This window comes from Luteimonas terricola (genome assembly GCF_004352845.1).
Classification (GTDB): Bacteria; Pseudomonadota; Gammaproteobacteria; order Xanthomonadales; family Xanthomonadaceae; genus Luteimonas; species Luteimonas terricola.
On the sequence record NZ_SJRX01000003.1, the window covers coordinates 234,296 to 259,455 of the forward strand.

22 protein-coding genes are annotated in these 25,160 nt (G+C 71.9%); 14 read left to right on the plus strand and 8 right to left on the minus strand.

Annotation, left to right across the window (positions count from 1 at the left end; all coding sequences use genetic code 11):
* Window positions 1-15: 15 nt before the first annotated feature.
* The 11 genes from lpxD (at window position 16) to E2169_RS08650 (ending at window position 11,758) form a co-directional block, all read left to right on the plus strand.
* The gene (gene lpxD / locus E2169_RS08600) at window positions 16-1,038 is read left to right on the plus strand and encodes a UDP-3-O-(3-hydroxymyristoyl)glucosamine N-acyltransferase (RefSeq protein ID WP_132986213.1); all 1,023 of its coding nucleotides are present in this window, start codon (window positions 16-18) and stop codon (window positions 1,036-1,038) included.
* Complete coding sequence (gene fabZ / locus E2169_RS08605; protein WP_132986214.1) at window positions 1,035-1,499, plus strand: 3-hydroxyacyl-ACP dehydratase FabZ; 465 nt, start codon at window positions 1,035-1,037, stop codon at window positions 1,497-1,499. The genes lpxD and fabZ overlap by 4 nt, the downstream gene beginning before the upstream one ends.
* Window positions 1,492-2,286, plus strand: a complete 795-nt coding sequence (gene lpxA / locus E2169_RS08610; protein ID WP_132986215.1) for an acyl-ACP--UDP-N-acetylglucosamine O-acyltransferase — start codon at window positions 1,492-1,494, stop codon at window positions 2,284-2,286. Before fabZ ends, lpxA begins: the two co-directional genes overlap by 8 nt.
* Window positions 2,283-3,479 (plus strand): lipid-A-disaccharide synthase, encoded by a 1,197-nt coding sequence (gene lpxB / locus E2169_RS08615; RefSeq protein ID WP_165942376.1) that lies wholly within the window; start codon window positions 2,283-2,285, stop codon window positions 3,477-3,479. Before lpxA ends, lpxB begins: the two co-directional genes overlap by 4 nt.
* A 77-nt stretch (window positions 3,480-3,556) precedes the next feature.
* Entirely contained in the window at window positions 3,557-4,156 is a 600-nt protein-coding gene (locus tag E2169_RS08620; RefSeq protein ID WP_229659133.1) for a ribonuclease HII, read from the plus strand.
* A gap of 28 nt (window positions 4,157-4,184) precedes the next feature.
* Window positions 4,185-7,781, plus strand: a complete 3,597-nt coding sequence (dnaE, locus tag E2169_RS08625) for a DNA polymerase III subunit alpha (protein WP_132986217.1) — start codon at window positions 4,185-4,187, stop codon at window positions 7,779-7,781.
* A 72-nt stretch (window positions 7,782-7,853) separates the two neighbouring features.
* Entirely contained in the window at window positions 7,854-8,813 is a 960-nt protein-coding gene (locus E2169_RS08630) for an acetyl-CoA carboxylase carboxyltransferase subunit alpha (RefSeq protein WP_132986218.1), read from the plus strand.
* A gap of 77 nt (window positions 8,814-8,890) precedes the next feature.
* Window positions 8,891-9,175, plus strand: a complete 285-nt coding sequence (locus E2169_RS08635) for a hypothetical protein (protein ID WP_132986219.1) — start codon at window positions 8,891-8,893, stop codon at window positions 9,173-9,175.
* A gap of 58 nt (window positions 9,176-9,233) precedes the next feature.
* Entirely contained in the window at window positions 9,234-10,583 is a 1,350-nt protein-coding gene (tilS, locus tag E2169_RS08640) for a tRNA lysidine(34) synthetase TilS (RefSeq protein WP_132986220.1), read from the plus strand.
* Window positions 10,584-10,593: 10 nt separating this feature from the next.
* The gene (locus E2169_RS08645; RefSeq protein WP_132986221.1) at window positions 10,594-10,860 is read left to right on the plus strand and encodes an exodeoxyribonuclease VII small subunit; all 267 of its coding nucleotides are present in this window, start codon (window positions 10,594-10,596) and stop codon (window positions 10,858-10,860) included.
* A complete protein-coding gene (locus E2169_RS08650; RefSeq protein WP_132986222.1) occupies window positions 10,853-11,758 on the plus strand; it encodes a farnesyl diphosphate synthase in 906 nt (301 codons plus the stop codon). The genes E2169_RS08645 and E2169_RS08650 overlap by 8 nt, the downstream gene beginning before the upstream one ends.
* 702 nt (window positions 11,759-12,460) lie before the next feature.
* Here the strand turns inward: E2169_RS08650 and E2169_RS08660 are convergent.
* Complete coding sequence (locus E2169_RS08660; RefSeq protein ID WP_132986393.1) at window positions 12,461-12,808, minus strand: DUF4870 domain-containing protein; 348 nt, start codon at window positions 12,806-12,808, stop codon at window positions 12,461-12,463.
* Between the two features lie 127 nt (window positions 12,809-12,935).
* Window positions 12,936-14,306, minus strand: a complete 1,371-nt coding sequence (gene pmbA, locus E2169_RS08665; protein ID WP_132986224.1) for a metalloprotease PmbA — start codon at window positions 14,304-14,306, stop codon at window positions 12,936-12,938.
* Window positions 14,307-14,356: 50 nt separating this feature from the next.
* Between pmbA and yjgA the strand changes: the two genes are divergently transcribed.
* A complete protein-coding gene (gene yjgA / locus E2169_RS08670; protein ID WP_132986225.1) occupies window positions 14,357-14,947 on the plus strand; it encodes a ribosome biogenesis factor YjgA in 591 nt (196 codons plus the stop codon).
* A 61-nt stretch (window positions 14,948-15,008) separates the two neighbouring features.
* Here yjgA and tldD read toward each other — a convergent pair whose 3' ends face one another.
* The 4 genes from tldD to E2169_RS08690 are packed head-to-tail and all read right to left on the minus strand — an operon-like array spanning window position 15,009 to window position 22,573.
* Window positions 15,009-16,451, minus strand: a complete 1,443-nt coding sequence (gene tldD, locus E2169_RS08675) for a metalloprotease TldD (RefSeq protein WP_132986226.1) — start codon at window positions 16,449-16,451, stop codon at window positions 15,009-15,011.
* 54 nt (window positions 16,452-16,505) lie between these two features.
* Entirely contained in the window at window positions 16,506-20,453 is a 3,948-nt protein-coding gene (locus E2169_RS08680) for a YhdP family protein (RefSeq protein ID WP_132986227.1), read from the minus strand.
* Window positions 20,454-20,480: 27 nt separating this feature from the next.
* A complete protein-coding gene (gene rng / locus E2169_RS08685; RefSeq protein ID WP_132986228.1) occupies window positions 20,481-21,980 on the minus strand; it encodes a ribonuclease G in 1,500 nt (499 codons plus the stop codon).
* The gene (locus tag E2169_RS08690; RefSeq protein ID WP_132986229.1) at window positions 21,977-22,573 is read right to left on the minus strand and encodes a Maf family protein; all 597 of its coding nucleotides are present in this window, start codon (window positions 22,571-22,573) and stop codon (window positions 21,977-21,979) included. Before E2169_RS08690 ends, rng begins: the two co-directional genes overlap by 4 nt.
* Window positions 22,574-22,695: 122 nt before the next feature.
* Here E2169_RS08690 and E2169_RS08695 point away from each other — a divergent pair, with 122 nt between their 5' ends.
* Window positions 22,696-23,427, plus strand: coding sequence for an SIMPL domain-containing protein (locus tag E2169_RS08695; protein ID WP_132986230.1), 732 nt, complete (start codon window positions 22,696-22,698; stop codon window positions 23,425-23,427).
* Between the two features lie 74 nt (window positions 23,428-23,501).
* On the plus strand, window positions 23,502-24,212 hold the full coding sequence (locus E2169_RS14445; protein WP_229659134.1) for an energy transducer TonB: 711 nt from the start codon (window positions 23,502-23,504) through the stop codon (window positions 24,210-24,212).
* Between the two features lie 9 nt (window positions 24,213-24,221).
* On the opposite strand, the gene rlmH is transcribed toward E2169_RS14445, so the two are convergent.
* Both rlmH and rsfS read right to left on the minus strand, forming a co-directional pair.
* Complete coding sequence (rlmH, locus tag E2169_RS08705; RefSeq protein ID WP_132986231.1) at window positions 24,222-24,692, minus strand: 23S rRNA (pseudouridine(1915)-N(3))-methyltransferase RlmH; 471 nt, start codon at window positions 24,690-24,692, stop codon at window positions 24,222-24,224.
* Window positions 24,693-24,705: 13 nt separating this feature from the next.
* Window positions 24,706-25,137 carry a ribosome silencing factor gene (gene rsfS / locus E2169_RS08710; RefSeq protein WP_132986232.1) on the minus strand — a complete coding sequence of 144 codons (432 nt, stop codon included), beginning with the start codon at window positions 25,135-25,137 and terminating at the stop codon, window positions 24,706-24,708.
* Between the last annotated feature and the right edge of the window lie 23 nt (window positions 25,138-25,160).

Genomic DNA, 25,160 nt, shown 5'->3' on the forward strand with positions numbered 1-25,160 from the left:
CCGCGGGGAGGAGCGATGGAGTCCAGCACGCATACGGCGGCGGCCCTGGCCGAACGCTTCGGCCTTGTGCTGCGCGGTGACGGCGCAGCCGAAATCGACGCCGTCGCCACGCTCGCCGGCGCCGGTCCGCGGCAGCTTTCGTTCCTGTCCAACCCGCGCTACCGCGGCCAGCTGGCCGGTTCGGCGGCCGGCATCGTTGTGGTGCGGGAAGACGATGCCGCAGGGCTCGACCGCACCCTGCTGGTGGCGCGCGATCCCTACGTCGCGTTCGCGCAGATCGCGGCGCTGTTCGATCCGCCACCGGTGGCCAACCCCGGCGTGCATCCCTCGGCCGTGGTCGACGCCGGCGCCGAGGTCGATGCAAGGGCCGAAGTCGGCCCGCTGGCGGTGATCGGCGCGCGCTCGCGCATCGCTGCGGGCGCAATCGTGGGGCCGGGTTGCGTCATCGGCGAGGACTGCGTGGTGGGTGCTGGCAGCCGCCTGGTCGCGCGCGTCACCCTGGTGCGCCGCGTGCGCCTGGGCGATCGCGTTCTGATCCACCCCGGCGCGGTGCTCGGCGCCGACGGCTTCGGCCTGGCGATGGATGCCGGGCGCTGGATCAAGGTTCCGCAGCAAGGCGGTGTCGCAATAGGCGACGACTGCGAGATCGGCGCCAACACCACCATCGACCGCGGCGCCATCGAGGACACCGTGCTCGAAGAGGACGTGCGCCTGGACAACCAGATCCAGGTCGGCCACAACGTCCGCATCGGCGCGCACACCGCGATGGCCGGCTGCGTCGCCGTCGCCGGCAGCGCCGTGATCGGCCGCTATTGCCTGATCGGCGGCGCCGCGGGCATCGTCGGCCATATCACGATCTGCGATCGCGTCGTCATCCAGGCGATGTCGCTGGTCACCAGTTCGATCGATGTCCCCGGGGAGTACTCTTCGGGCACGCCGTTGATGGATGCCCGGAGCTGGCGCAGGAGCGCGGCCCGGTTCAGGCAACTCGATGCGCTCGCCCGCCAGGTGCAGGCGCTCGACAAGGAGAAGACATGACCGCCGGCAAGTTCACGTTCCCCATCAGCGTCGAGGGCATCCGCAGGATGCTGCCGCACCGCTACCCGTTCCTGCTGCTCGACCGCGTGGTCGAGTACGACGGCGACGGCAAGCGCGTGCTCGCGTACAAGAACGTGACCGCCAACGAGGCCTATTTCCAGGGCCACTTCCCCGACCGCCCGGTGATGCCGGGCGTGCTGGTGATCGAAGCCATGGCCCAGGCCGGCGGCGTGCTGACCCAGCTTTCGCGTGGCGGCGCCACGCCCGGCACCCGCCTGTCCTACCTGGTCAAGGTCGACAACGCGCGCTTCGCGAACATGGTGGTACCGGGCGACCGCCTCGACATCGAGGTCACGATCAAGCGCCTGATCCGCAACATGACCCTGTACTGCGGCCTCGCCAGCGTCGACGGCGCCCAGGTGGCCAGCGCCGACATCCTCTGCGCCGAGGTCGATGCCTGACGTGGGCGCCGCGGCGATCCACGCCACCGCGGCCGTCGACCCGACGGCGACCATCGGCGACGGCGCCAGCATCGGAGCGTTCACCGTCATCGGCGCCGGGGTCGAGATCGGCGCCGGCACGCGCATCGGCCCGCACTGCAGCGTCCTGGGCCCGACCCGCATCGGCCGCGACAACCACGTCCATGGCCACGCCGCGATCGGCGGCGAGCCGCAGGACAAGAAGTTCCGCGGCGAAGCGGTGCGCCTGGAGATCGGCGACCGCAACGTCATCCGCGAGTTCACCACCATCAACCGCGGTACCGGCGACGGCGGTGGCGTGACCCGCATCGGCAACGACAACTGGATGCTGGCCTACACCCACGTGGCCCACGATTGCATCGTTGGCGACCACTGCATCTTTTCCAACAACGCGACGCTTGCGGGCCACGTCGTGGTGGGGGACCACGTGATCCTGAGCGGCTTCGCCGGGATCCACCAGTTCTGCCGCGTCGGCGACCACGCCTTCATCGGCATGGGCGCGTTCGTCAACGGCGACGTGCCGCCGTTCCTGATGGTGGCGCAGGACGGCTACGGCCGGCCGCGCGGCATCAACGCCGAAGGCCTGAAGCGCCGGGGCTTCGAGCCCGACCGGATCGCCGCGATCCGCCGCGCCTACCGCACGGTATACATGTCCGGCGAGACGCTGGAAGACGCGCGCACGAAACTGGCGGACCTGGCGTCGGGCAGCGAGGACGTGCGGCGGATGCTCGACTTCATCGAGGGCGGCGACCGGCCGCTGCTGCGGTGAACGCCGCCGGACCGCGCTTCGCGCTGGTCGCCGGCGAGGCCTCCGGCGACCTGTTGGGCGCCGACCTCGTCGAACGCCTGCGCGAACGCTTCCCCGACGCGGAATTCGCAGGCGTCGGCGGCGACGCGATGCGCGCTGCCGGCATGGAGACCTGGCACGACGCCGGCGAGCTTGCGGTGATGGGCCTGTCCGAAGTGCTGTCCCACCTGCCGCGCCTGCTGCGCCTGCGCCGTGGCCTGCGTCGCCGCATATTGGACTGGAAGCCCGACGTCTTCATCGGCATCGACGCGCCCGACTTCAACCTCGGCCTGGAGCGCCAGCTCAAGGCCCGCCGCGTGTGCACCGTGCACTACGTCAGCCCGTCGGTCTGGGCCTGGCGGCAGGGGCGCGCGGCGAAGATCGGGCGCAGCGCCGACCGCGTGCTCTGCCTGTTCCCGATGGAGCCGCCGATCTACGCCCGCCACGGCGTCGACGCACGCTTCGTCGGCCACCCCATGGCCGATGCCATGCCGCTCAACCCGGACCGCCGTGGCGCCCGTGCGACGCTGGGCGTCGACCAGGATGCGCCGGTGCTCGCGGTGCTTCCGGGGTCCCGCCTGGGCGAGATCGAGCGCCTGGGGCCGACGTTCCTGCAGGCCGCGGCGCTGGTCGCCGAGCGCATCCCCGGCCTGCAGGTGCTGGTGCCCGCGGCCAATGCCGCCTGCCGCGACGCGCTGGCCGCGATGCTGCCTGCGCCCGGCGCGGCCGCGCCTCAGGTCCGGCTGCTCGACGGCTCGGCGCGCGCGGCGATGGTGGCGTCGGACGTGGTGCTGCTGGCTTCGGGCACGGCGACGCTCGAGGCGATGCTGGCCAAGCGCCCAATGGTGGTCGGCTACCGGATCTCGCCGACCACCCATGCCATCGTCAAGGGCCTGGGGATGCTCAAGGTCGAGCGCTTCGCCCTGCCCAACGTGCTCGCCGGAGACACTATCGCGCCGGAGCTGATGCAGGACGACTGCACGCCGATGAAGCTGTCCGCGGCGGTGCTGGCCTGGTTCTCCGACCCCGTCGCGATGGAGGCGCTGGAGCCACGTTACCGCGAACTGCACATGCTCCTGCGCCGTGACGCATCGCGCGAGGCCGCGGCGGCCGTGGGCGAACTGCTCGATCCCCGCCACGTCGCGCTTGCCCGGAACGGGGAGGCTGCACCGTGAGGCAACGGCCGCCGCCCCCGGGGGTCCGGGTTCGCACCGCGCCCGCGGGGGCATCCTCCGCGACCGGACCGGGCTTCGTGGCCGGCGTCGACGAGGCCGGCCGCGGCCCCCTGGCCGGTCCCGTGGTGGTGGCCGCCGTGGTGTTCGACCCGTGCCGGCCCCGGATCAACGGCCTCGACGACTCCAAGGCGCTCACCGCGGCGCGGCGGGCCGGACTCTACGAGCGCATCGTCGAGCGCGCGCTGGCCTGGCACGTGGCCGTGATCGGGGTCGAGGAGATCGACCGCATCAACATCTACCACGCCACGATGCTCGGGATGCGCCAGGTGATCGAAGCCGTCGCGCACGTCGCCGGCACCGCGCGCATCGACGGCAACGCCATCCCGGCCGACCTGCCCTGCGCCGCCGAGGCGTGGGTGGGTGGCGATGCCCGCGACCGCAGCATCATGGCGGCCTCCATCCTCGCCAAGGTCACGCGCGATCGCGCGATGATCGCCCTGCATGCGGAGTATCCGCGCTACGGCTTCGGCGGGCACAAGGGCTACGGCACGCCCGCGCACCTCGCCGCACTGCGCGCGCACGGACCCTGCCCGCAGCATCGCAGGAGCTTCGCGCCGGTGCGCGACGCCGCGCCGACCGGACTGTCAAGCCTTGTTCGCGCGGGGGCTGGGACCTAACCTGCATGGCTGCACCTGCGGTTCCGCGATGTCCCGACGCTTCGTCCACCTGACCCTCCACAGCGAGTACTCGCTCGCCGATTCGACGATCCGCATCCCGGACCTCGTCAATCGCTGCGTGGCCCTGGGCCAGCCCTCGGTGGCGGTGACCGACCGCAACAACCTGTTTTCGCTGGTGAAGTTCTTCCGCGCCGCCGAAGGCGCCGGCATCAAGCCGATCGCCGGCGCTGACATCAGCGTGGCCGAAGGCAACGAGCCGCCCGCCACCCTCACCCTGCTCTGCCGCGACCATGCCGGTTACCTGTCGCTGTCGCGCCTGTTGACGCGCGCCTGGATGGAAGGCCAGCGGCACGATGGCGTGGTGGTACGCCCGGAGTGGCTGCGCGAAGTCCACGGCGGCCTGTTCGCCCTCGCCGGACGCCAGTCACCGGCCGGCCGGCTGGTCGCGGCCGGTCGCCACGACCAGGCCGAGGCCTGGCTGCGCGACTGGCGCGGCGTGTTCGACGACGGCCTGCACCTGGCCCTGGCGCGCTGCGGCTTCGCCGACGAGGTGGCGTTCAACGACTTCGCGCTGCAGGCGTCCTCGCTGTGCTCGGTGCCGGTGGTGGCCGGCAACGAGGTGCGCTTCATCGACCGCGGCGGCTTCGACGCGCACGAGGCGCGGGCCTGCATCGCCTCGGGCCGCGTGCTCGACGACCCCCGCCGCCCGCGCGACTACACCGCCGAGCAATACCTGAAGTCCGGCCAGGAGATGGCGGAGCTCTTCGCCGACGTGCCCGACGCGCTCGACAACGCCGTCGCGCTCGCCCAGCGCTGCAACCTCGAGCTGCGCCTGGGCACCTACCACCTGCCGGCCTTCCCGGTGCCGTCCGAGCACACCCTGGACTCGTGGATCCGCAGCGAGGCCCGCGACGGACTCGCGCGCCGGCTCGAGCACGCGCCGCTTGCCGAGGGCCACGACCGTGCCAGCTACGCCGCGCGCCTGGACACCGAGCTCGACGTCATCGTCGGGATGGGCTTCCCCGGCTACTTCCTGATCGTGGCCGACTTCATCAACTGGGCGAAGGACCATGGCATCCCGGTCGGCCCGGGCCGCGGCTCCGGCGCGGGTTCGCTGGTGGCCTGGGCGCTGGGCATCACCGACCTCGATCCCCTGCCCTACGACCTGCTGTTCGAGCGCTTCCTCAACCCCGAACGCGTGTCGATGCCCGACTTCGACATCGACTTCTGCATGGACCGCCGCGACGAGGTGATCGACTACGTCGCCGCCAAGTACGGCCGCGACCGCGTCAGCCAGATCATCACCTACGGCACCATGGCCGCGAAGGCCGTGCTGCGCGACGCCGGCCGCGCGCTGGGCTATCCCTTCGGCCTGGTCGACGGCATCGCCAAGCTGGTGCCGATGACCCTGGGCGTGTCGCTGGAAGACGCGCTGGGGCGCACCGAAAAGGCGCGCAAGGACGACGCCTGGCGCTCGGACGAGCTGATCGCGCGCTACCACGACGAGGACGACGTCCGCGACCTGATCGACCTCGCCCTGCAGCTCGAGGACCTCACCCGCAACGCCGGCAAGCACGCCGGCGGCGTGGTGATCGCGCCCACGCCGCTGAGCGATTTCTGCCCGCTGTTCGCCGAACACGACGGCGAAGGCGGCGGCCGCAACCCGGTGACGCAGTTCGACAAGGACGACGTCGAAGCGGTCGGCCTGGTGAAATTCGACTTCCTCGGCCTGCGCACGCTCACGATCATCGACTGGGCGGTGAAGGCGATCAACAAGCGCCTGGCAGGCTCCACCGGCGAAGCCACCCCCTTGCACGGCAAAGCGGGAGAAGAAGGGTCGCACGGACTCGAGATCTCCAAGTTGCCCTTGGACGACGTCGCCACCTACGAGCTCTTTGCGCGCGGCAGCACCGTCGCGGTGTTCCAGTTCGAATCCCGCGGCATGCGCGAGCTGCTCAAGCGCGCGAAGCCGGACCGGTTCGACGACCTGATCGCGCTGGTGTCGCTGTACCGGCCGGGACCGATGGACCTGATCCCGGACTTCATCGAGCGCAAGCACGGACGCGCCGAGGTCGAGTACCCGCACAAGCTCCTGGAGCCCGTGCTGGCGCCCACCTACGGCGTGGTCGTGTACCAGGAACAGGTCATGCAGACCGCGCAGATCCTGGCGGGCTACTCGCTCGGCGGCGCCGACCTGCTGCGCCGTGCGATGGGCAAGAAGAAGGTCGAAGAGATGGCGCGCGAGCGCGCCAAGTTCGAGGCCGGCGCGCTCGAGACCCATGGCATCGAACCGAAGCTCGCCGGCCCGATCTTCGACCTGCTGGAAAAGTTCGCCGGCTACGGCTTCAACAAGTCGCACGCGGCCGCCTATGCACTGGTGTCCTACCAGACCGCCTGGCTGAAGGCGCATTACCCGGCCGAGTTCATGGCCGCGGTGCTGTCGAGCGACATGGACAGCACCGACAAGGTGGTCGGCTTCCTGGCCGAGGCGCGCGAGCTCGGACTGGAGATGCTGCTGCCGGACGTGAACCATTCGGCGTACATGTTCGAGGCCATCGACGCGCGCACGCTGCGCTACGGCCTGGGCGCGGTGAAGGGCGTGGGCCATGGCGCCTGCGACGCGATCGCGGACGAGCGCGGGCGCAACGGTCCCTACGTCGACCTGCTCGATTTCTGCCGCCGCAACGAGGCCGCGCGCCTGAACCGGCGCACCCTCGAGGCCCTGGTCAACGCCGGCGCCCTCGACGCCCTCGGCCCGAACCGCGCCTCGCTGATGCTGCAGCTGCCGGAAGTGCTGAAGGCCACCGAGCAGCTGGCGCGCGAGCGCGAGGCCGGGCAGACATCGCTGTTCGGCGGCTTCGCCGAGCCCGCGGCCGCGGCGGCGCAGATCACCCTGCCCGAGGTTCCGGAATGGCCGCTGGCGCAGAAGCTCGCCGGCGAACGCGACACCCTGGGCCACTATCTGAGCGGCCATCCGCTCGATCCCTACCGCAACGAGCTCAAGGCCCTCGTCGGCACCGACCTCGGCCAGCTCGATACCCTGTGGGAGTCCGGCAGTTCGGCGCGCAAGGGCGGCAACGGCGAAGGCGGGCGCGGCGGCTGGCGGCAGGAGGTCACCGCAATCGTCGCCGGCCAGGTCGGGGCCGTGCGCAAGCGCGGCGAGAGCCAGGCCTTCGTCGTGCTCGAGGACGGCCGCGGCCGCATCGAGTGCGCGTTCTTTTCCGAAGCCTGGCTGGAGCATGCGCCGCTGCTCGCCGGCAACCGCATCGTGATCGTCGAGGGCGGATTGCGCGAGGACGAGTTCAGCGGCGGCTTCTCGCTGCGCGCGCGCCGCGCCTGGGACTTCCACGAGGTCTGCAGCCAATCGGCGCGACGCCTCTCGCTGCGACTGGACCTGGCGCAGGCCGCCGTACTCGAGCGCGTCGAGGCGCTGCTCTCCACGCACCGCCCGGGCGCCACGCCGCTCCGCCTGGACCTGCTGCTGCCGTCAGGCGCGGCCGGCAGCCTGGACCTCGACGGCAGCCATTCGGTCCGCGTCGACCCCGACCTCCTCGGCCAGCTGCGCGTCGAACCCGGCGTTCGCGCCGTCCACGTCGCCATGGGTTCCCGCCCCTGGGCGACCTGAGCCAAACCTCGACGTACGGTCCCTGGCGACCGTCTCCGCTAGACTGGCCTCTTTTCCCGACCCCAGCCGTCGATGAATCCCAACTATCTCGATTTCGAACAGCCGATCGCCGACCTTGAGGCGAAGATCCAGGACCTGCGCCAGGCCAGCTCCGGCCCCGCCGTCAACATCGACGCCGAGCTGCGCACCCTGCAGAACAAGCTGCGCCTGCGCACCGCGCAGATCTTCCGCGACCTCAGCCCGTGGCAGGTGTCCCAGCTCGCCCGCCACCCGGCGCGGCCGTACACCAACGACTACATCCGCACCATCTGCGACGAGTTCCAGGAACTCGCCGGCGATCGCGCCTACGCCGACGACGCCGCCATCGTCGGCGGCATCGGCCGCATCAACGGCCGCAGCGTGATGATCATCGGCCACCAGAAGGGCCGCGACACCAAGACCAAGGTGCGCCGCAACTTCGGCATGCCGCGCCCCGAGGGCTACCGCAAGGCGCTGCGGCTGATGAAGATGGCCGAGCGCTTCAAGCTGCCGCTGCTGACCTTCATCGACACCCCCGGCGCCTATCCCGGCATCGGTGCCGAGGAGCGCGGACAGTCCGAGGCCATCGCCCGCAACCTGATGGAAATGGCCGAACTGAAGACACCGATCGTATGCACGGTGATCGGCGAAGGCGGCTCCGGTGGCGCGCTGGCGATCGGCGTCGGTGACCGCACGGTGATGCTGGAATACAGCACCTATTCGGTGATCTCGCCCGAAGGCTGCGCCTCGATCCTGTGGAAGGATGCCGGCAAGGCCAAGGACGCCGCCGAGCAGCTCGGCCTGACCGCCAAGCGCCTGCTTGGCCTGGGCCTGGTCGACAAGCTGGTGCGCGAGCCCATCGGCGGCGCGCACCGCAATCCGAAGCAGATGGCGCGCCGGCTGAAGGCGGTGCTGGTCAACGAGATCGACGACCTCGCGGGCCTTCCGGTGGACACGCTGTTGGAGAAGCGCTACCAGCGCCTGCGCGGCTACGGCGCGTACGAAGCCGCCTGAGCCGGCGGCTGCCGCGGCCGCCGATGATCGAATAGACTCGCCACGCCGGCAATTCGCCGGCATGGGGAGAACACTGCATGATCATCAAGCGTATCGACATCCTCTCGGCTGCCAAGATCACGGGCATCATCGCCGCGGCCTTCGGCCTGCTGGCGGGCATCCTGATGTTCCTGTTCGGGGGCGTGCTGGGCAGTCTCATGGGCAACGAGGGCGGCGGATTCGCCATGTTCGGAGGTTTCATGGCAGTCATCATCCTGCCGATCATGTACGGCATCTTCGGCTTCATCGGTGGCGCGATCCAGGCGTTCATCTACAACCTGGCGGCCGGCTTCATCGGCGGCATCCGCATCGAAACCGAGTAAGGCCCGGCGGCGCGCGGCGGCCTTGCACCGCCGCGCGCCGCAGCACCGCTCCAATGCCATGAGACAGGATCTGCCCGACGCTGTTTTCACCGTCCCGGACGGCGACGCCGGCACCGCGGTCACGGTCGCGCTGAGCGGCGGACTCGACTCCACCGTGCTGCTGCACCGGCTAGCGGCGCAGCCGTCCATCCGCCGGCGCGGCCTGCGCGCGCTCCACGTCCACCATGGCCTGCAACCCGAAGCCGATGCCTGGGCCGCGCATTGCGCCACGATCTGCGCGAGCCTCGACGTGCCGCTGGCGGTGCGCGAGGTCACGGTCGCCCGCGACAGCGGCCTTGGCCTGGAAGCCGCGGCGCGGGCGGCGCGGCGCACGGCGTTCGCCGAGGTGCTGGGCGAAGGCGAGGTGCTGGCCCTTGCCCACCACCAGGACGACCAGGCGGAAACCTTCCTGCTGCGCGCGCTGCGCGCCTCGGGACCCGAGGGCCTGGCGGCGATGCGGCCCTGGCGGCGCTTCGCCGCGGGCTGGATGTGGCGGCCGCTGCTCGACCAGCCGCGCGCGCGGATCCATGCCTGGGCGCGGACCAACGGCCTGTCATGGATCGACGATCCCGCCAACGCCGACCCCGCGCACGACCGCACCCTGCTGCGCCAGCGCGTGCTGCCGCTGCTGCGCGCGCGCTGGCCGACGGCGGATGCCGCGTTCGCGCGCAGCGCCGCCCTCTGCGCCGACGCCGCCGACCTGCTTGCCGTGCGCGACACCGAGGTACTCGACGCACTCCGTTCCCACGGCGTCGCCAGCGATGGCCCGGACGATGCTGAATCCCCGGTCCCGTCCACGGACCCGCTTCCGATTCAATCCCTGCGCGCGCTGGCGCCCGCCGAGCGCGCGCGCGCGCTGCGCGCCTGGACCGCGAACCACTCCCTGCCGCCCCTGCCCGCCTCTGCATTCGACGCCATCGACCGGCTGCTGGATGCACGCGGCGATGGCGATGCCGCATACCGCTGGGCGGGCGCGCTGATCCGCGCATGGCGCGGCGAACTGCACGCCATCCCCCTTGCACCGTCGATGCCCGCGGACTGGACGGTCGAATGGGACGGCCGGCGGCCACTCGCGCTGCCTGGCGGCGGCAGCCTGTCGCTGGAGGGCGCGGATGCCTTCGATCACCCGCTGCGCGCCCACGCCCGCCGCGGCGGCGAACGCATGCGGCTGCCCGGGCGCGACCACTCGCACGCGCTCAAGCACCTGCTCCAGGACGCCGGCATTCCGCCCTGGCAGCGCGCCCGCATGCCGCTGCTGTCCGACGCCGACGGCAGGCTCCTGGCGGCCGGCGACAACCTGCTCGCGGCGCCGCTGCACGACTGGCTCGAAACCCGCGACGCACGCCTGCGCTGGCGGGACTTGGCGTAAACTCGGGGCCATGCCACGCAAGCCCGAATCCGACACCAGCACGTCCCCGGTCGCCGACTTCGAAGCCTCGCTCGACTCGCTCGAGCAACTGGTCGAGAAGATGGAGCACGGCGACATGAGCCTGGAAGACTCGCTCGCCGCCTACGAACGCGGCGTCGGCCTCTACCGCCGCTGCCAGCAGGCGCTCGAGGAGGCCGAACTGCGCGTTCGCCTGCTCACCGACCCGCAGCAGCCGGACTCCGCCACGCCGTTCCCGGCTCCCGGCGACGATGCCTGAGGCGGTTGGCGGCGCCGATACGGCGGCGCGCCTTGAGGCCTGGCGGCGCCGCATCGACGAGGTGCTCGAAACCGCCCTCGCGGACCATCCCGCCGCCGAACGCCGGCTGGGCGAGGCCATGCGGCATGCCGTCCTCCTCGGCGGCAAGCGCATGCGTCCGCTGCTGGTCTACGCCGCCGGCACCGCGTTCGGCGCCGATGAATCCGCGCTGGACGCGCCCGCCGCGGCGATCGAACTGATCCACGCCTATTCCCTGGTCCACGACGACCTGCCGGCGATGGACGACGACGCCCTGCGCCGCGGCCAGCCGACCGTCCACGTCGCCTTCGACGAAGCCACCGCGATCCTGGCCGGCGATGCGCTGCAGTCGCTGGCCTTCGCCACCCTCGCCGACGCGGCCTGCGGCGACAGCGCGCGCGTGGCCATGCTGCGCGAGCTCGCCAGCGCCGCCGGCGCGCACGGCATGTGCGGCGGCCAGGCCCTGGACCTTGCCGCCACCGGCCGCAGCGCATCCTCGGACATCGACGCGCTCGAACGCCTGCACGCGCTCAAGACCGGCGCCCTGATCCGCGCCGCCGTGCGCATGGGTGCCATCGCAGCCGATGCCACCGACGACGACCGCGTGCGCCTGGACGCCTATGCCGACGCCCTTGGCCTCGCGTTCCAGATCCGCGACGACCTGCTCGACGTCGAGGGCGAAAGCGCCACCCTCGGCAAGACCGCAGGCAAGGACGCCGCCCAGGACAAGGCCACCTTCCCGGCGCTGATCGGCATCGACGCGTCGCGTGCGCGGCTGGCCGGCCTTGGCGCCGCAATGGACGCATCACTCGCGCCGTTCGGCGCGCGCGCAGCAGAGCTGGCCACGCTGGGCAGCCTGGCAATACACCGCTCGCACTGAGCCTGGCGCTTTGCGCCCCGGATAAGCGTTTACCTCCGGACAAGGGCGAAGCTCAGGGGCGAACGTGGCGGGCAGTTTGGGTTACCGGGTGCGCAGCGCGATGGATTCAGCCATGGCCGGCGCCAGCGTCCGCTTCATGGACGCCTGGGCCGTGGTCGAGCGCGGCTACCGCCGGCCGCTGTCGTGGTGCTCGCAGCGGCTACGCTTCGCGTTCTACCCGCTGCTTGCGCTGGCCATGCTCGGCTGGCTGGCCTGGGACTGGCAGGGCGGGCGCTCGCTCGACGCCGCCGAGGACGCGGTCTTCGACCGGAAGCCGGCAAGAACGCGGTCATGTCGCAGCTGGCCGCACCGGGAGCGGCCGCATATGCCAGGGACTACGTCGACCGGCACGGCGCCGGGGTCCTGCTTTCCAGCCTGGACCGCGATGCCGAATATCGCGCCGACCTCGCGGCAGGCATCTACCTGCAGCGCGCCGGCTTCGACCCGCTCGCGTTCTACTCGGTGCTGCAGAAGATGGCGTCGCTCGGCACGCGACCGGCGCGCCTGGCGCAGCTTACCGCACGCACCCACCGCTGGATGAGCGCATGGACCGCCTGGATGACGCGATGGCGCGCAGCGACCGCGGGCGCTGAGCGCCACGCGGCCGGACACGCTGCGCCGGCTGCCGCCACCCTTCCGCCCGCAGCTGCGGGCGGGAGCGGATCACTTGATCAGGCGCAGGGTCAGCGGATAGCGGTAGGCCACGCCGTCATTGGCCTTGATCGCCGCGACGATGGTCAGTACCAGCCAGGCGATGCCCACGATCACGAACAGCGGCCCGGTGATGATGATGCCGATGCCAAGGGTGAAGATGGTCATCAGGAACAGCACCAGGAAGATGATCGCCACGGTGATGTTGAAGTTCAGCGCTTCCTTGGCCTGGTCCTCGACGAAGGGCATGGTGTCCTTCTTGACCAGCCAGATCACCAGCGGGCCGATGAAGCAGCCGATGCTGCCGCCCCAGGCCGTGGTCAGCAGGCCGCCGAGCAGCGCGGACAGGTGCGCGAACATCGCCCACTGCCGCTGCTGTGGATCGATGGCGCCCCCCGGGGACACCGGCTCTCCCGCGTGGTGCGTGTTTTCTTCGTCGAACATCGCAGTTCTCCCCGGCAGACATGCCGGTCAAAACGTTAACACGTCAATCCGCGCCGGCAACCGTCATCCCGCCGACCAGGATCGAGCCCGTCCGGATGTGCGAACGCGGGTCGACGTCGCTGCCCACGGCCTCGACGGCCCTGAACATGTCGCGCAGGTTCCCGGCCACGGTGATGCCGTCGACCGGGTGGGTGATGGCACCACCCTCGACCCGGAAGCCGGCCGCACCGCGCGAATAGTCGCCGGTGACGGTGTTCACGCCCTGCCCCATCAGGCTTGTGATGAGCAGGCCGTCGCCCATGCCGCGCACCAGCTCGTCGAAGCCGCCGGCGTTCGCCGCGACCTCGAGGTTGTGCACGCCCCCGGCATTGCCCGTGGTCGCCAGGCCCAGCCGGCGCGCGGAGTAGCTGCCCAGCACGTAGCGCTGCAGCACGCCGCCATCGACCAGCGGCGACTCGCGGGTGGCCACGCCTTCGGCGTCGAAGGACGCCGAGCGCAGCCCGCGCGGCAGGAAGGGCCGCTCGTGGATCGCGAACCAGTCCGGGAACAGCTGCTCGCCGGCCGCATCGACCAGGAAGCTGGCGCCGCGGTACAGCGCGCCGCCGGACACCGCGCCCAGCAGGTGGCCGATCAGCGAACGCGCGACCTCCGCGGAGAACAGCAGGGGATAGCGTCCGGTCGCGACCGGTGACGGATCCAGGCGCGACACCGCCCGATGCGCCGCCCTGCGGCCGATGTCGGCGGCGGGATCGAGATCGCCGGGCGCCAGCGCGTAGCTGTACCAGCCCTCGCGCTGCATGTCCTCGCCGTGGCCGGCGATCAGCGCGCAGGACAGGCTGTGGTGGCTGGCGCGCTCGGCGCCGACGAAGCCGTGCGAGTTCGCGTACACGCCAAGCGACGTGCCGGTGCCGACGCCGGCGCCGTCGGAATTGGTGATGCGGGCGTCGGCGTCGCGCCCGGCCTGCTCCGCGGCGAGCGCCAGCGAGACCGCATCCTGCGCGTCCAGCGCCCACGGGTGCCAGGCATCGAACTCGCGCAGGTCGCTCGCCATGAGCTCCGCGTCGGCGAGGCCGGCGGCGGCATCGTCCTCGGTGTGGCGGGCGATCGCGCAGGCCTGCTCCACGGTGGCGGCCAGGCTGTCCTCGCGCAGGTCGGCGGTGCTGGCACTGCCCTTGCGCTGGCCGAAGTAGACGGTGACGGCGATGCCGCGGTCGCGGGTGGACTCGACCGACTCGACCTCGCCCATGCGCACGTTCACCTCAAGGCCGTGGTCCTCGCTGCACGACACCTCGGCCTGGCTGGCGCCGGCGTCGCGACAGCGGTCGAGCAGCTGGCCGGCGATGCCTTCCAGGCGTGCCAGGCGCTCGCGGCTGTCGTCGTGGATGGGGCTGGCGTCGGTGATGGCGGTGGTCAATGCCTTATCCTTCGGGTTCTTGAACGGGTTCAACGGGCGGCTGGAACGACATGCGCGGCAAGGACGAAGACACCGGCGACTTCCTCGGTCCCAGCCGCAGCGCGCAGCGCCGCGAGGCGCTGGACGTGCTGGAGCTGGCGAAACTGCTGGTGGAGCTCGACCCGGGCCGGCTGGCGAAGCTCCCGCTGGGCGAGCACCTGCTGCCGCACATCGCACAGGCGCGACGCATCAGCTCGAACATCGCGCGCAAGCGCGAGATCGCCTTCCTGGCCAAGCAGCTGCGCCGCGAAGACGACGACGCGCTCGACGCCCTGCGCGACGCGCTGGACGTGGACGGCGAAGCCGCGCGCCTGGACACCGCGCGCCTGCACCGTGCCGAGGCCTGGCGCGAACGCCTGCTGGGCGAGGACGCCGATGCCGCGCTGTCGGCGCTGCTCGACGAATTCCCCGGCGCCGACCGCCAGCGCATCCGCCAGCTGGCGCGGAACACATTGGCCGAGCGCAAGGCGAACAAGCCCCCACGCGCCTTCCGCGAGCTGTACCGCGAAGTCCGCGCCCTGCTGGATGCGGATGGCGCCGGGGGAAGCGGCCAGCCCGCCGGCGACGAAAGCGAAGACGGCCTCCTGCAGGAGCGGCTATAGCTGCCATTGCATTGCCGCATCGCCGGGATCGCGGCCATAGCCGCTCCCACAGCACGCGGGTTCACGCGCGCGTACCGCCGACGGTGATCCCATCGACCAGCAGCGAAGGCTGGCCGACGCCCACCGGCACGCTCTGCCCATCCTTGCCGCAGATCCCGACGCCATCGTCGAGCGCCATGTCGTGGCCGACCATGCGCACCTTCTGCATCGTCTCCGGGCCGTTGCCGATCAGCGTCGCGCCCTTCACCGGCGCGGTCACCTTGCCGTCCTCGATCAGGTAGGCCTCGGTGGCCGAGAACACGTACTTGCCGCTGGTGATGTCGACCTGGCCACCACCGAAGTTGACCGCGTACAGCCCCTTCTTCACCGAGCGGATCATGTCGGCGGGATCATCCTGCCCGGCGCGCATGTAGGTGTTGGTCATGCGCGGCATCACCAGGTGCGCGAAGGATTCGCGGCGGCCGTTGCCGGTCGGCGCCACGCCCATCAGCCGCGCGTTGAGCGTGTCCTGCATGTAACCGGTGAGCACGCCGTCCTCGATCAGCGTGGTGCACTGCGTCGGCGTGCCCTCGTCGTCGACGTTGAGCGAGCCGCGGCGGTTGTCCAGCGTGCCGTCGTCGACGATGGTGACGCCGGGCGCGGCGACGCGCTGGCCCATGCGTCCGGCATAAGTGCTGGTGCCCTTGCGGTTGAAGTCGCCCTCCAGGCCGTGGCCCACGGCCTCGTGAAGCAGCACGCCGGGCCAGCCGCTGCCGAGCACGACCGGCATCACGCCGGCCGGCGCGTCGATCGCCTCCAGGTTCACCAGCGCCTGGCGCAGTGCCTCGCGCGCGAAGTGCTCGGGGCGACCGTCGCCGAGCAGTTCGGCATAGGAATAGCGACCGCCGTAGCCGGCGTAACCGCTCTCGCGGCGCCCGCCCTGCTCCACGAGCACCTGCACGTTGAGCCGCACCAGCGGGCGCACGTCGCCGGCGACCACGCCGTCCGAGCGCGCCACGAAGATGGTGTCGACGCCGCCCGACAGGCTCACCATCACCTGCTTCACCCGCGGGTCGGCGGCGCGCAGCAGGCGGTCGACGCGGCGCAAGGCCTCGACCTTGGCGTCGTTGGCCATGCCGTCGATCGGGTCCTCGGCCGGGTACAGCGCGCGTGCACCGGCCGGCACCAGCGCCTGTACGCGGTGCTCGGCGCCGCTGCGCGCGATCGCCCTTGCGGAGCCGGCGGCGGCCAGCAGCGATTCGGCATCGATATCGTCGGCATAAGCGAAGCCTGTCTTCTCGCCGCTGATCGCGCGCACGCCCACGCCCTGCTCGATCGAATGCGCACCGTCCTTGACGATCCCGTCCTCCACCGTCCAGCTCTCGCGCCGCGCGTGCTGGAAGTAGATGTCGCCGAAGTCGATGCCGGGCCCGAGCAGGGTCCCGAAGGCACGCTCCAGGCCGGCGCCGTCAAGGCCCGCAGGCAGCAGGAGGCGTGATTCGGCGATCTCGAGGGCTTGAGTCATGGATGGTTCCGGCTGGACGTCGTTGCTTTCAAGGTGCGGGCGCGAACGCGCCGATCAAGGCTGCGGCGCGGGATCGGCATCGATCGCCGGCCCGGGCGCAGGCTCCGGCACCGGATGATCCGGCGCGTTCGAGGGCGTGGCGGGCAGCGCGCGCCCTTCCACCGCCACCTTGGGATCCTTCCAGGGCCCGGTGACGTGATAGATGCGCGCGCCCATGCGGCCCAGGGGCTTCTCGAACACCGCATTGGCCACCGCGCCGACCGCCGCGCCGACCGGCCCGGCGGTGATCGCGCCGACGGCGGTGAGCAGGCCGCCGGTGCGCGGGAATACCTCGATCACCTGGTCGTAGGTCTGCGCGCGCATGTCGGCGCTGCCGCGGATGTGGATCTCGGCCGCTGCGCCGTCGATCACCAGGTCCTCGCCGTGCGCGAGGCCATCGGCAAAGCGCACCGTGCCGCCGATGCGGTTGAACACGAAGCCGCGCGAGAACAGGTCGCGGAAGTCCAGCATCAGCCGCCGCGGCAGTTCGGCCACGCTGAGCAGGCCGAGCACGCGGCCCGCGCCGGGCTCCACTTCGACCAGGCGCCCATCCTTCACCGTCAGCGCCAGGCTGCCCTCCAGGCTGCCGAGCGCGAAGCCGGCGGGCGAGCCTGGCCAGGCGCCCTCGAAGCGCGCGGTGCCCACGCCGCCGTCGATGCGGCCCGCCATCCCGAACCCGGCCAGCAGCGCGCCGAAGTCCTCGCTCTGCACCGCGACCTGCATCCGCGTGCGCGCCTGCGCGCCGCGGCCGCTCCAGGCGCCGTCGACGTCGATCGACTGTCCCTTCGAGCGCAGTTGCAGCGATTCCACCTGCAGGCCCTCGGCCGTGGGCCGCGTGCGCAGCTCCATCCGGCCCAGCGGCGCCTCGGCGACGCGCAGGTCCTCGACCACGATCGACAGTGGCGGGATGGCGGCAGGATCGATGTCCGCATCGGCCGGGGCGGCTTCAGCCGCCTCGGGAGCCTGCAGGGCGGCGGTGCCGTTTGCCGCATCCGCAGCTCCGCCAGCGCCGCTGCCAGCCCGGGCGCGAGCGCTGCGCCAGTACAGGCGCTGCAGCTGCGCCGAAAGCATTGCACCGTCACCGCGGGGGATCTCGACGCTGCCGGCCAGGGCCTCGCCATCCAGCCGCACATGGGTCGCCCCGCGCTCCTGCAGGGCGACGATGCGGGTTTCGGGAAACGCGGCGCCCAGCAGTTGCAGCCGGCCCGCGACGAGGTCGATGCCGCGCAGCGCCAGGCCATCGGCATCGCCCTGCGCATCGCCGGCGAACATCCCGGCCCATTCCATCGCGTCGAGCTCCGGCGTACGGCCGGTGATGCGGATGCCCGACTCCGGAGGCGCCGCGTCGACGCGGTCGCCGCCCAGCACCGCGAGCACGCCGGTGCGTCCGCCGCGGCTGCGGGCGCGCAGCGCAACGCGCTCGCCGAGCACCACGTCGATGTCGTCCTCGCCCATCGGCAGCTTGAGATCGATGCGCGCCGCCAGCGGCTCCGCGGCCGGCTTGCCCAGCGGCGCCGGCAGCGACAAGCGGGTGCCGACCAGGTCCGAGCGCAACTGCAGGCGTCCGCCGGCGCCGTCGCTGCCCGCGTCTTCGGGCAGGGCCAGCGCCAGGGTCCACGCCGACCGGCCGTGCAGGCGCGTGCCCAGCCAGGCCAGCTCCGGTGCGCGCGCGGCGAGTTCCGAAGACGCAAGGCTGGCCTCGAGATCGGCTTCAAAGGCCATGCCACGGCCCTGCACGTGCCCATCGCCCGCGCGCAGCGACAGGCGCCCAGGCTGTCCGTCCCGGCGTACGCGGAGGCCGTCGGCGCTGAAACCGCCCTGGTCGTAGCCGGCCTCGCCATGGACATCGTCGAACGCAAGCGACCAGCGTGACTCTTCCAGGCGCGCGCCCGCAAGCGCGACCCCGCCGGCCACGCGCAGGCCACCCCCGGCGGCGCGGTCACCACCCAGGGGCAGCACCATCCCGAAGGTGGCGCGCATCGGCCCCGAGGCCGACAGCGCGTCGAGCATGTCCTCGCGCCCCTCGCGCAGCGGGCTGCCGCGCAGCAGGGCCAGGACGGGCGCGGCGTCGGTCGCGAACGCGGCGTCGACCCGCAGCCATGCGTCGCCGAAGTCGGTGATCCCCGCGCGCAGCGAACGCACAGGCACGTCGCCCAGGCGCGCAGTGCCTTCGACGGTGAAACCGTTGGCGATGAAATCGATGCGGCCGGCGATCCCTTCGGCCGCCGGCCATCCGGGATCGAAGCGCACCACGGCGTCCTCGAGCCGGGCGCTGGCGTGGAACAGCCCGGCGCCCGCGCTGTCGCCCACGGCTGCGAACGGCCAGTCGTCGAGGTCCCCGGAAACAACCGCGCGGCCCTCCAGCACGCGGCCATCGACCAGCGCCGAATCCAGCCACTCAACCGCTGCATCGGGCATCATGTGGCGGATCCAGAAGCGCCTGGCCACCGGCACGCGGGCTTCATCGACCTCGGCCACCAGGTCGATCCCGGGCCGGGTGCCATCGCCCGGGAACACCATGCCCCCGCGAACCTCGGCGCCGTAGCCCTGGCCGTCGATGCGCAGGGCGGGCGTGCGCACCTGCCAGCCATCACCGTCGCGCCAGGCCACCAGCTCGCCGCGCAGCCGCAGGTCGTGCGCCGGCGGGCCGAAGCCCATGGGCCAGTCGATGCTGGCCACCGCGTCGGGATCGGGCGTGAACACCAGCGCGGACGCGTCCCCACGGATGCTGCCCGAGAGTCCGGCCAGTCCCGGCGCCCCGCCCTGCACGTCGAACCCGAAGCCCTCCACCCTGGCGCTCGCGCGCAGCGCGCCATCTGCGGCACCCGCGATTTCCACGTCGTGCAGCACCCCCGCGGGACGCGCTTCACGCAGCCAGCCGGCAAGCCCCTCGGGCATGGCCGGCGCCAGCGACGCCAGCGCCAGCAGCGCGCCGGCATCGATGCGTTCGGCCACCAGTGCGCGGCGCGCGCCGCCCGCCACGAGCAGGCCATCCAGCGACTGCGCGGCCGTTCCAGCGCCCAGGCGCAAGCGTGGCGCGTCGAAGCGCCAGCCGCCGTCCACCGCCGCCCAGCGCGCATCGAGGCCGAGTTCGCCGATGTCGACGTCGCGGGCGCCGGACGCCTCGCCGCCATCGCTGCGCAGGCGCAGGCCCTCCAGCTCGCCGCGCACGACCAGCGAGTCGATGCGGTAGCCGCGCAGGTCCGCCCAGGCCTGCAGCCTCCCCGATCCCGCCACCGGACCGATGCCGCCCGCCTGCAGCTCCGACCAGGCCGACAGATCGGCGCGGCGCAGCGCCAGCCAGGCACGGGCGTCGCCGCTGGCACGATCCAGCTCGGCGGTGATGTCCAGCGGTGAAGCACCCGGCACCATCCAGGCCCGCGCGGCGGCACGCACCTGGTTGCCGTCCACGCGCAGGCGCACGTGAACCTCCTCCAGCCGCACCTCGATACCGAGCCCCGGCGCATCCACCACCAGCACGCCATCGACCACCTGCAGCTCGCCCAGGCCCTCGAGCGCGGCGAAGGGATCGCCGTCGGCCTGTGTATCGCCCGGAAGCCCCCGCACCTGCCAGCGGCCGTCGTCGCTGCGTTCAAGCGTCAGCTCGAGGCCGCGCAGGCGCAGCTCGGTGAACGAGCGTCCCGGCAGCAGCCCCGCGTACTGCGCGACCAGCACCTCGGCCGCGCCGATGGGAATGACATCGGCACCCTCGCCGATGCGCAGGCCGTCCAGGCGCAGCAGCGGCCCGCGCCGCGTCCATTCGGTCTCCAGCCTGTCGAACGACACCGGCCGCCCGGCGCGCGCGCCCAGCCACTCGGCGATGCGGTCGGGATGGCGCTCGGCCAGTGGCAGCAGCTGGCTGGTGATGCCCGCGCCCAGCGCCATCACCACCAGGCCGATGGCGATCGCGTACCAGGCGCCGCGCCGCGCGCGACGCAGGCCGCGGCGCAGCGGACCGGCCATCAGCGGCCCGCGCGCCGTGCGCAGAGGTCAGAGCAGGACGACATCGAACTGCTCCTGCAGGTATTGCTCGTCGGCCTGGAAGCGGATGCTCTTGCCGAGGAACTCCTCGAGCTCGGCCACCGCCGCCGACTCTTCCTCGGTGATCCGCGCCACCACCTTGGGCGAGGCGATCACCAGCAGGCGCTCGGCGTCGAACTGGCGCACCGCGCGCACGATCTCGCGGAACACCTCGTAGGTCACGGTCTCCGTGGTCTTGAGCATGCCGCGGCCACCGCATTCGTGGCAGGTCTCGCTCAGCTGGCGCTCGAGGCTTTCGACGGTGCGCTTGCGCGTCATCTCCACCAGGCCCAGCGGCGAGAAGTCGTAGACCGTGGTCTTGGCGTGGTCGCGCAGCAGCGACTTCTCCAGCGTCCGCAGCACCTGGCGGCGGTGCTCGGGGTCGGTCATGTCGATGAAGTCGATGATGATGATGCCGCCGAGGTTGCGCAGGCGCAGCTGCCGCGCAACCGCCTGCGCGGCTTCCAGGTTCGTGCGGTACACCGTCTCCTCGAGGTTGCGCTGGCCGAGGAAGGAGCCGGTGTTGACGTCGACCGTGGTCATCGCCTCGGTCTGGTCGATCACCAGGTAGCCGCCGGACTTCAGCGGCACTTCCTTGTCCAGCGCGCGGCCGATCTCGTCCTCGACGCCGTAGAGATCGAACACCGGGCGGGCGCCGCTGTAGTGCTCGATGCGCTCGTCCAGGCCAGGCATGTACTGCGCGGCAAAGGCGCGCAGCCGATCGCAGGTCTCGCGCGAATCGACCTTGACCTTCTCCACGTCGCGGCGCATCAGGTCGCGCACCGCGCGCATCGGCAGCGTCAGGTCTTCATAGACGCAGGCGCCCACGCGCGCATCGGCAACGCTGCGCTCGACCAGCGCCCACGCGCGCGCCAGGTAGGCGACGTCTTCGGCCAGCGCCTCTTCCGGCTGGCCTTCCGCGTTTGTGCGCACGATGTAGCCGTGGCCGCCGGCCAGCGCGAGCGCGCCGACCTGTGACTTCAGCCGCGCGCGTTCGACGTCGTCCTCGATCCGCGCCGACACTCCGATCACCCGCGACTGCGGCAGCAGCACCAGGTAGCGCGAAGGAATGCTGATCTGGGTGGTCAGTCGCGCGCCCTTGCCGCCGATCGGATCCTTCACCACCTGCACCACGACCTCCTGCCCGTCGCGCAGGAGCTCGCTGATCGGCGGCGTCGGCTGCGGCGCGCCCTGCGCGGGTCCGGTGCCCGGATCTTCGACGGTGAGGTCCTCGGCACGCCCGGGGCGCAGCACGTCGTTGGCATGCAGGAAGGCCGCACGCTCCAGGCCGATGTCGACGAAAGCCGCCTGCATGCCGGGCATCACCCGCTGCACGCGGCCCTTGTAGATGTTGCCGACCACGCCCCGGCGCCAGCCGCGCTCGATGTGCAGCTCCTGGAGCATGCCGTTCTCGACCACGGCCACGCGGGTCTCGCGCGGGGTGACGTTGACCAGGATCTCCTCGCTCATGCGCCGCCGTCCGCACGCGGCGTGCGCGCATGGATCCCGAACTCGCGCAGCAGCGACGCGGTCTCGTGCAGGGGCAGGCCCATCACGCCCGAATAGCTGCCCGCAAGGCGGGTGACGAACCGTTCGGCGCCGCCCTGGATGGCGTAGGCGCCTGCGCGGCCCATCGGCTCTCCGCTGGCGGCGTAGTCGGCGATATCGGCGTCGGACAGCGCGGCGAAGGCGACTTCGCTTGCGACCAGCACGCGCGCCTCGCGACCCGCGGACACCAGCGACACCGCGGTCAGCACGCGGTGCGTGCGCCCGGACAGCCGGCGCAGCATCGCCTCGGCCTCCGCGGCGTCGGCCGGCTTGCCGAAGACCTCGTCATCGAGCACCACTTCGGTATCGGAGCCCAGCACCACCGCGCCCGACACCGCGACCACGCGCAGCAGCCCGGCGCCGGCCTTCTCGCGGGCGACCCGGGCAACGTAGTCTTCCGGCGATTCTCCGGGCGCGCGCTGTTCGGGGACGTCGACTTCGAGAATGCCGAAGTCGAGTCCGAGGCGTGCCAGCAGCTCGCGCCGGCGCGGCGATTTCGAGGCAAGGTGGAGCATGGCGAAAGGATACCGTGCCGGCGGCGCCCCGATCCGCGTGCCCGGTCGCAACCCCGTTCCGGCTCACGACCCGTTCACTCCCCCGGACCAACCCTTGCCCCTGTCCCTTTCCGGAGACCAACATGTCCCACACCACCAAGTCCATTGCCTTCGCCTTCGCCCTCGCCCTCGGGAGCCTTGCCATGAGCGCCGCCGCGCAGACCCCCGCCTCCACCCAGGTCGCCAGCGACGGCACCCTGCTCTCGGTGTCCGCCCGCGGCGAAGCCAGCCGCGCGCCCGACATCGCGACCGCATCGGCCGGCGTGGTGACCCAGGCCGCCGACGCCAACGCCGCGATGCGCGAAAACGCCGCGCAGATGACGCGGGTGATGACCGCGATCCGCGCGGCCGGCGTCGCCGAAAGGGACATCCAGACCACCGGCATCAACATCCATCCCAGCTATCGCCACGTCGAGAACGAGGAACCGCGGATCTCCGGCTACAACGCCAGCAACACGGTCAGCCTGAAAGTGCGCGACATCGCCAAGCTGGGTGAAGTGCTCGACGCGCTGGTCGCCAGCGGCGCCAACAACGTCAGCGGCCCGAGCTTCGGCATCGACCAGCCCGACGCCGTCTACGACGAGGCCCGCCGCAAGGCGCTGGACCAGGCCCGCGCACGCGCCGACATGTACGCCGAGGCCCTGGGCCTGCAGGTGCGCCGCATCGTAAGCATCAGCGAGGGCGGCGGCATGCAGCAGCCGCGGCCGATGTTCGCCATGCGCGCGATGGCCATGGATTCGGAGTCGACCCCGGTGGCCGCGGGCGAGAACACGCTTGAAGCGAACCTCGAGGTAGTGTTCGAACTGGGACGCTGACAACCCCGCGGCCGCCGGTCGCGCGTTGGCGTCCATGCACCCGGCACCGCGCCGGTACAACGAGGAGGTGGTCCATGGTCCTGCAGCCCGAAGTCCGCAGTCCGTCCCCCGCCCTGCATGCGCGCCGCGAGCCGCATGGCGCCGACCGGCCCGACCCGGTGCGCATCGCCGGCATCGCCGGCGCCCTGCTGCTCCACGGCGCGGTGCTGCTGTTGATACTGGTGCCGCTGAGCCGTCCCGACACCGCACCCGCGCCACCAAAGGGCATCGAAGCGGACTGGTTCGAACCCAGGCCCGTGCCCCCGACGCCACCGCCGGAGATCGTGCCGATGGAGCGCCCGGTCACCCCGGCCGCACCCGCCGCACCGGCGCAGCGCAGCCTCGCGCCCGAACCTGCCGTGGCCGCGCCGCCGCTGGTGGACGGCGGCAGCCTCGCCGCCGATCCGGCGCCTGTACCCACAAGCGGCGGCGCCGACATCGCCCCGGCCGCATCGGGTCCGGCCGTCGGCATGCGCCTTGCCTATGCCCGGGCGACCGCTCCGCCCTACCCGAGGGCCGAACTGCGGGCCGGCCACCAGGGCACGGTGACCCTGCGCGTGCTGGTCGATGTCGATGGCCGCCCGCTGCAGGTCGAGGTCGAAGCGGGCAGCGGCTATCGCCGGCTCGACGAGGCCGCGCGCCGTCATGTCCTGCGGCACTGGACCTTCCAGCCGGCGATGCGCGATGGCCGCGCGGTGCAGGCCATCGGCCTGGTACCGATCGAGTTCAGCCTCGACCGCGGCTGAGCGGCGCGCTCAGGCGCGGTGGTAGGGGTGGTTGGCGAGCAGCGCCGCGGCGCGGTAGAGCTGCTCGGCCAGCACCAGCCGCACCAGCATGTGCGGCAGGGTGAGCGGGCCCAGCGACCAGGTTTCGTCGGCGCGGGCCAGCACGTCGTCGGCGTGGCCTTCGGGCCCGCCGACCAGGAAGGCCAGGTCCCTGCCCTGCCCGCGCCAGTGTTCCAGGCGGCGGGACAGCGCTTCGGAATCCCAGGCCTTGCCACCGCCATCCAGTGCCACGACGTGCACGTCGCGCGGAAGCGCGGCCAGCACGCGCTGGCCTTCGTCCTGGGTGGCACGCACTGCGTCCCGGCCCTTGCCGCGCAGGCCGGGCGTGATTTCGGCAAGTTCCAGCGGCAGCCAGTGCGACAGCCGCTTGCGGTATTCCGCGAAGCCTTCCGCAACCCAGGCCGGCGGGCGCTCGCCCACGGCGACCAGGCGCGCCTTCACCGCGGGCCCTGCCTCAGCCCGCGTCGCGGGTCGGGTCGTTGAAACCGCCTGCGTCGTCGGCACCCGGCGGCTCGTCGCCTACCGTCCACAGCCGCTCCAGCGCATAGAACTCGCGCACCCGGGGCAGCATGATGTGGACGACGACGTCGCCCAGGTCGACCAGGACCCATTCCGCCTCGCGCGCGCCCTCGACCCCGAGCGGCTGGTAGTCCAGGCGCTTGGCGAACTTCACCACCTCGTCGGCGATGGATTTCACGTGCCGGGAGGACGTTCCCGAGGCGACCACCATGTAATCGCAGACGCTGGTCTTGCCGCGGACGTCGATCTCGGTGACGTCGACCGCCTTGAGCTCGGCGACGGCCTCCAGCACCGTGGAAAGCAGCACGTCGACCGACGGCGACGGATTGGGGAGGCTGGTCTTGATGACTTGGGCTTGGCTGGTCAAGGGGTGCGGGCTCGTGGGCGTGG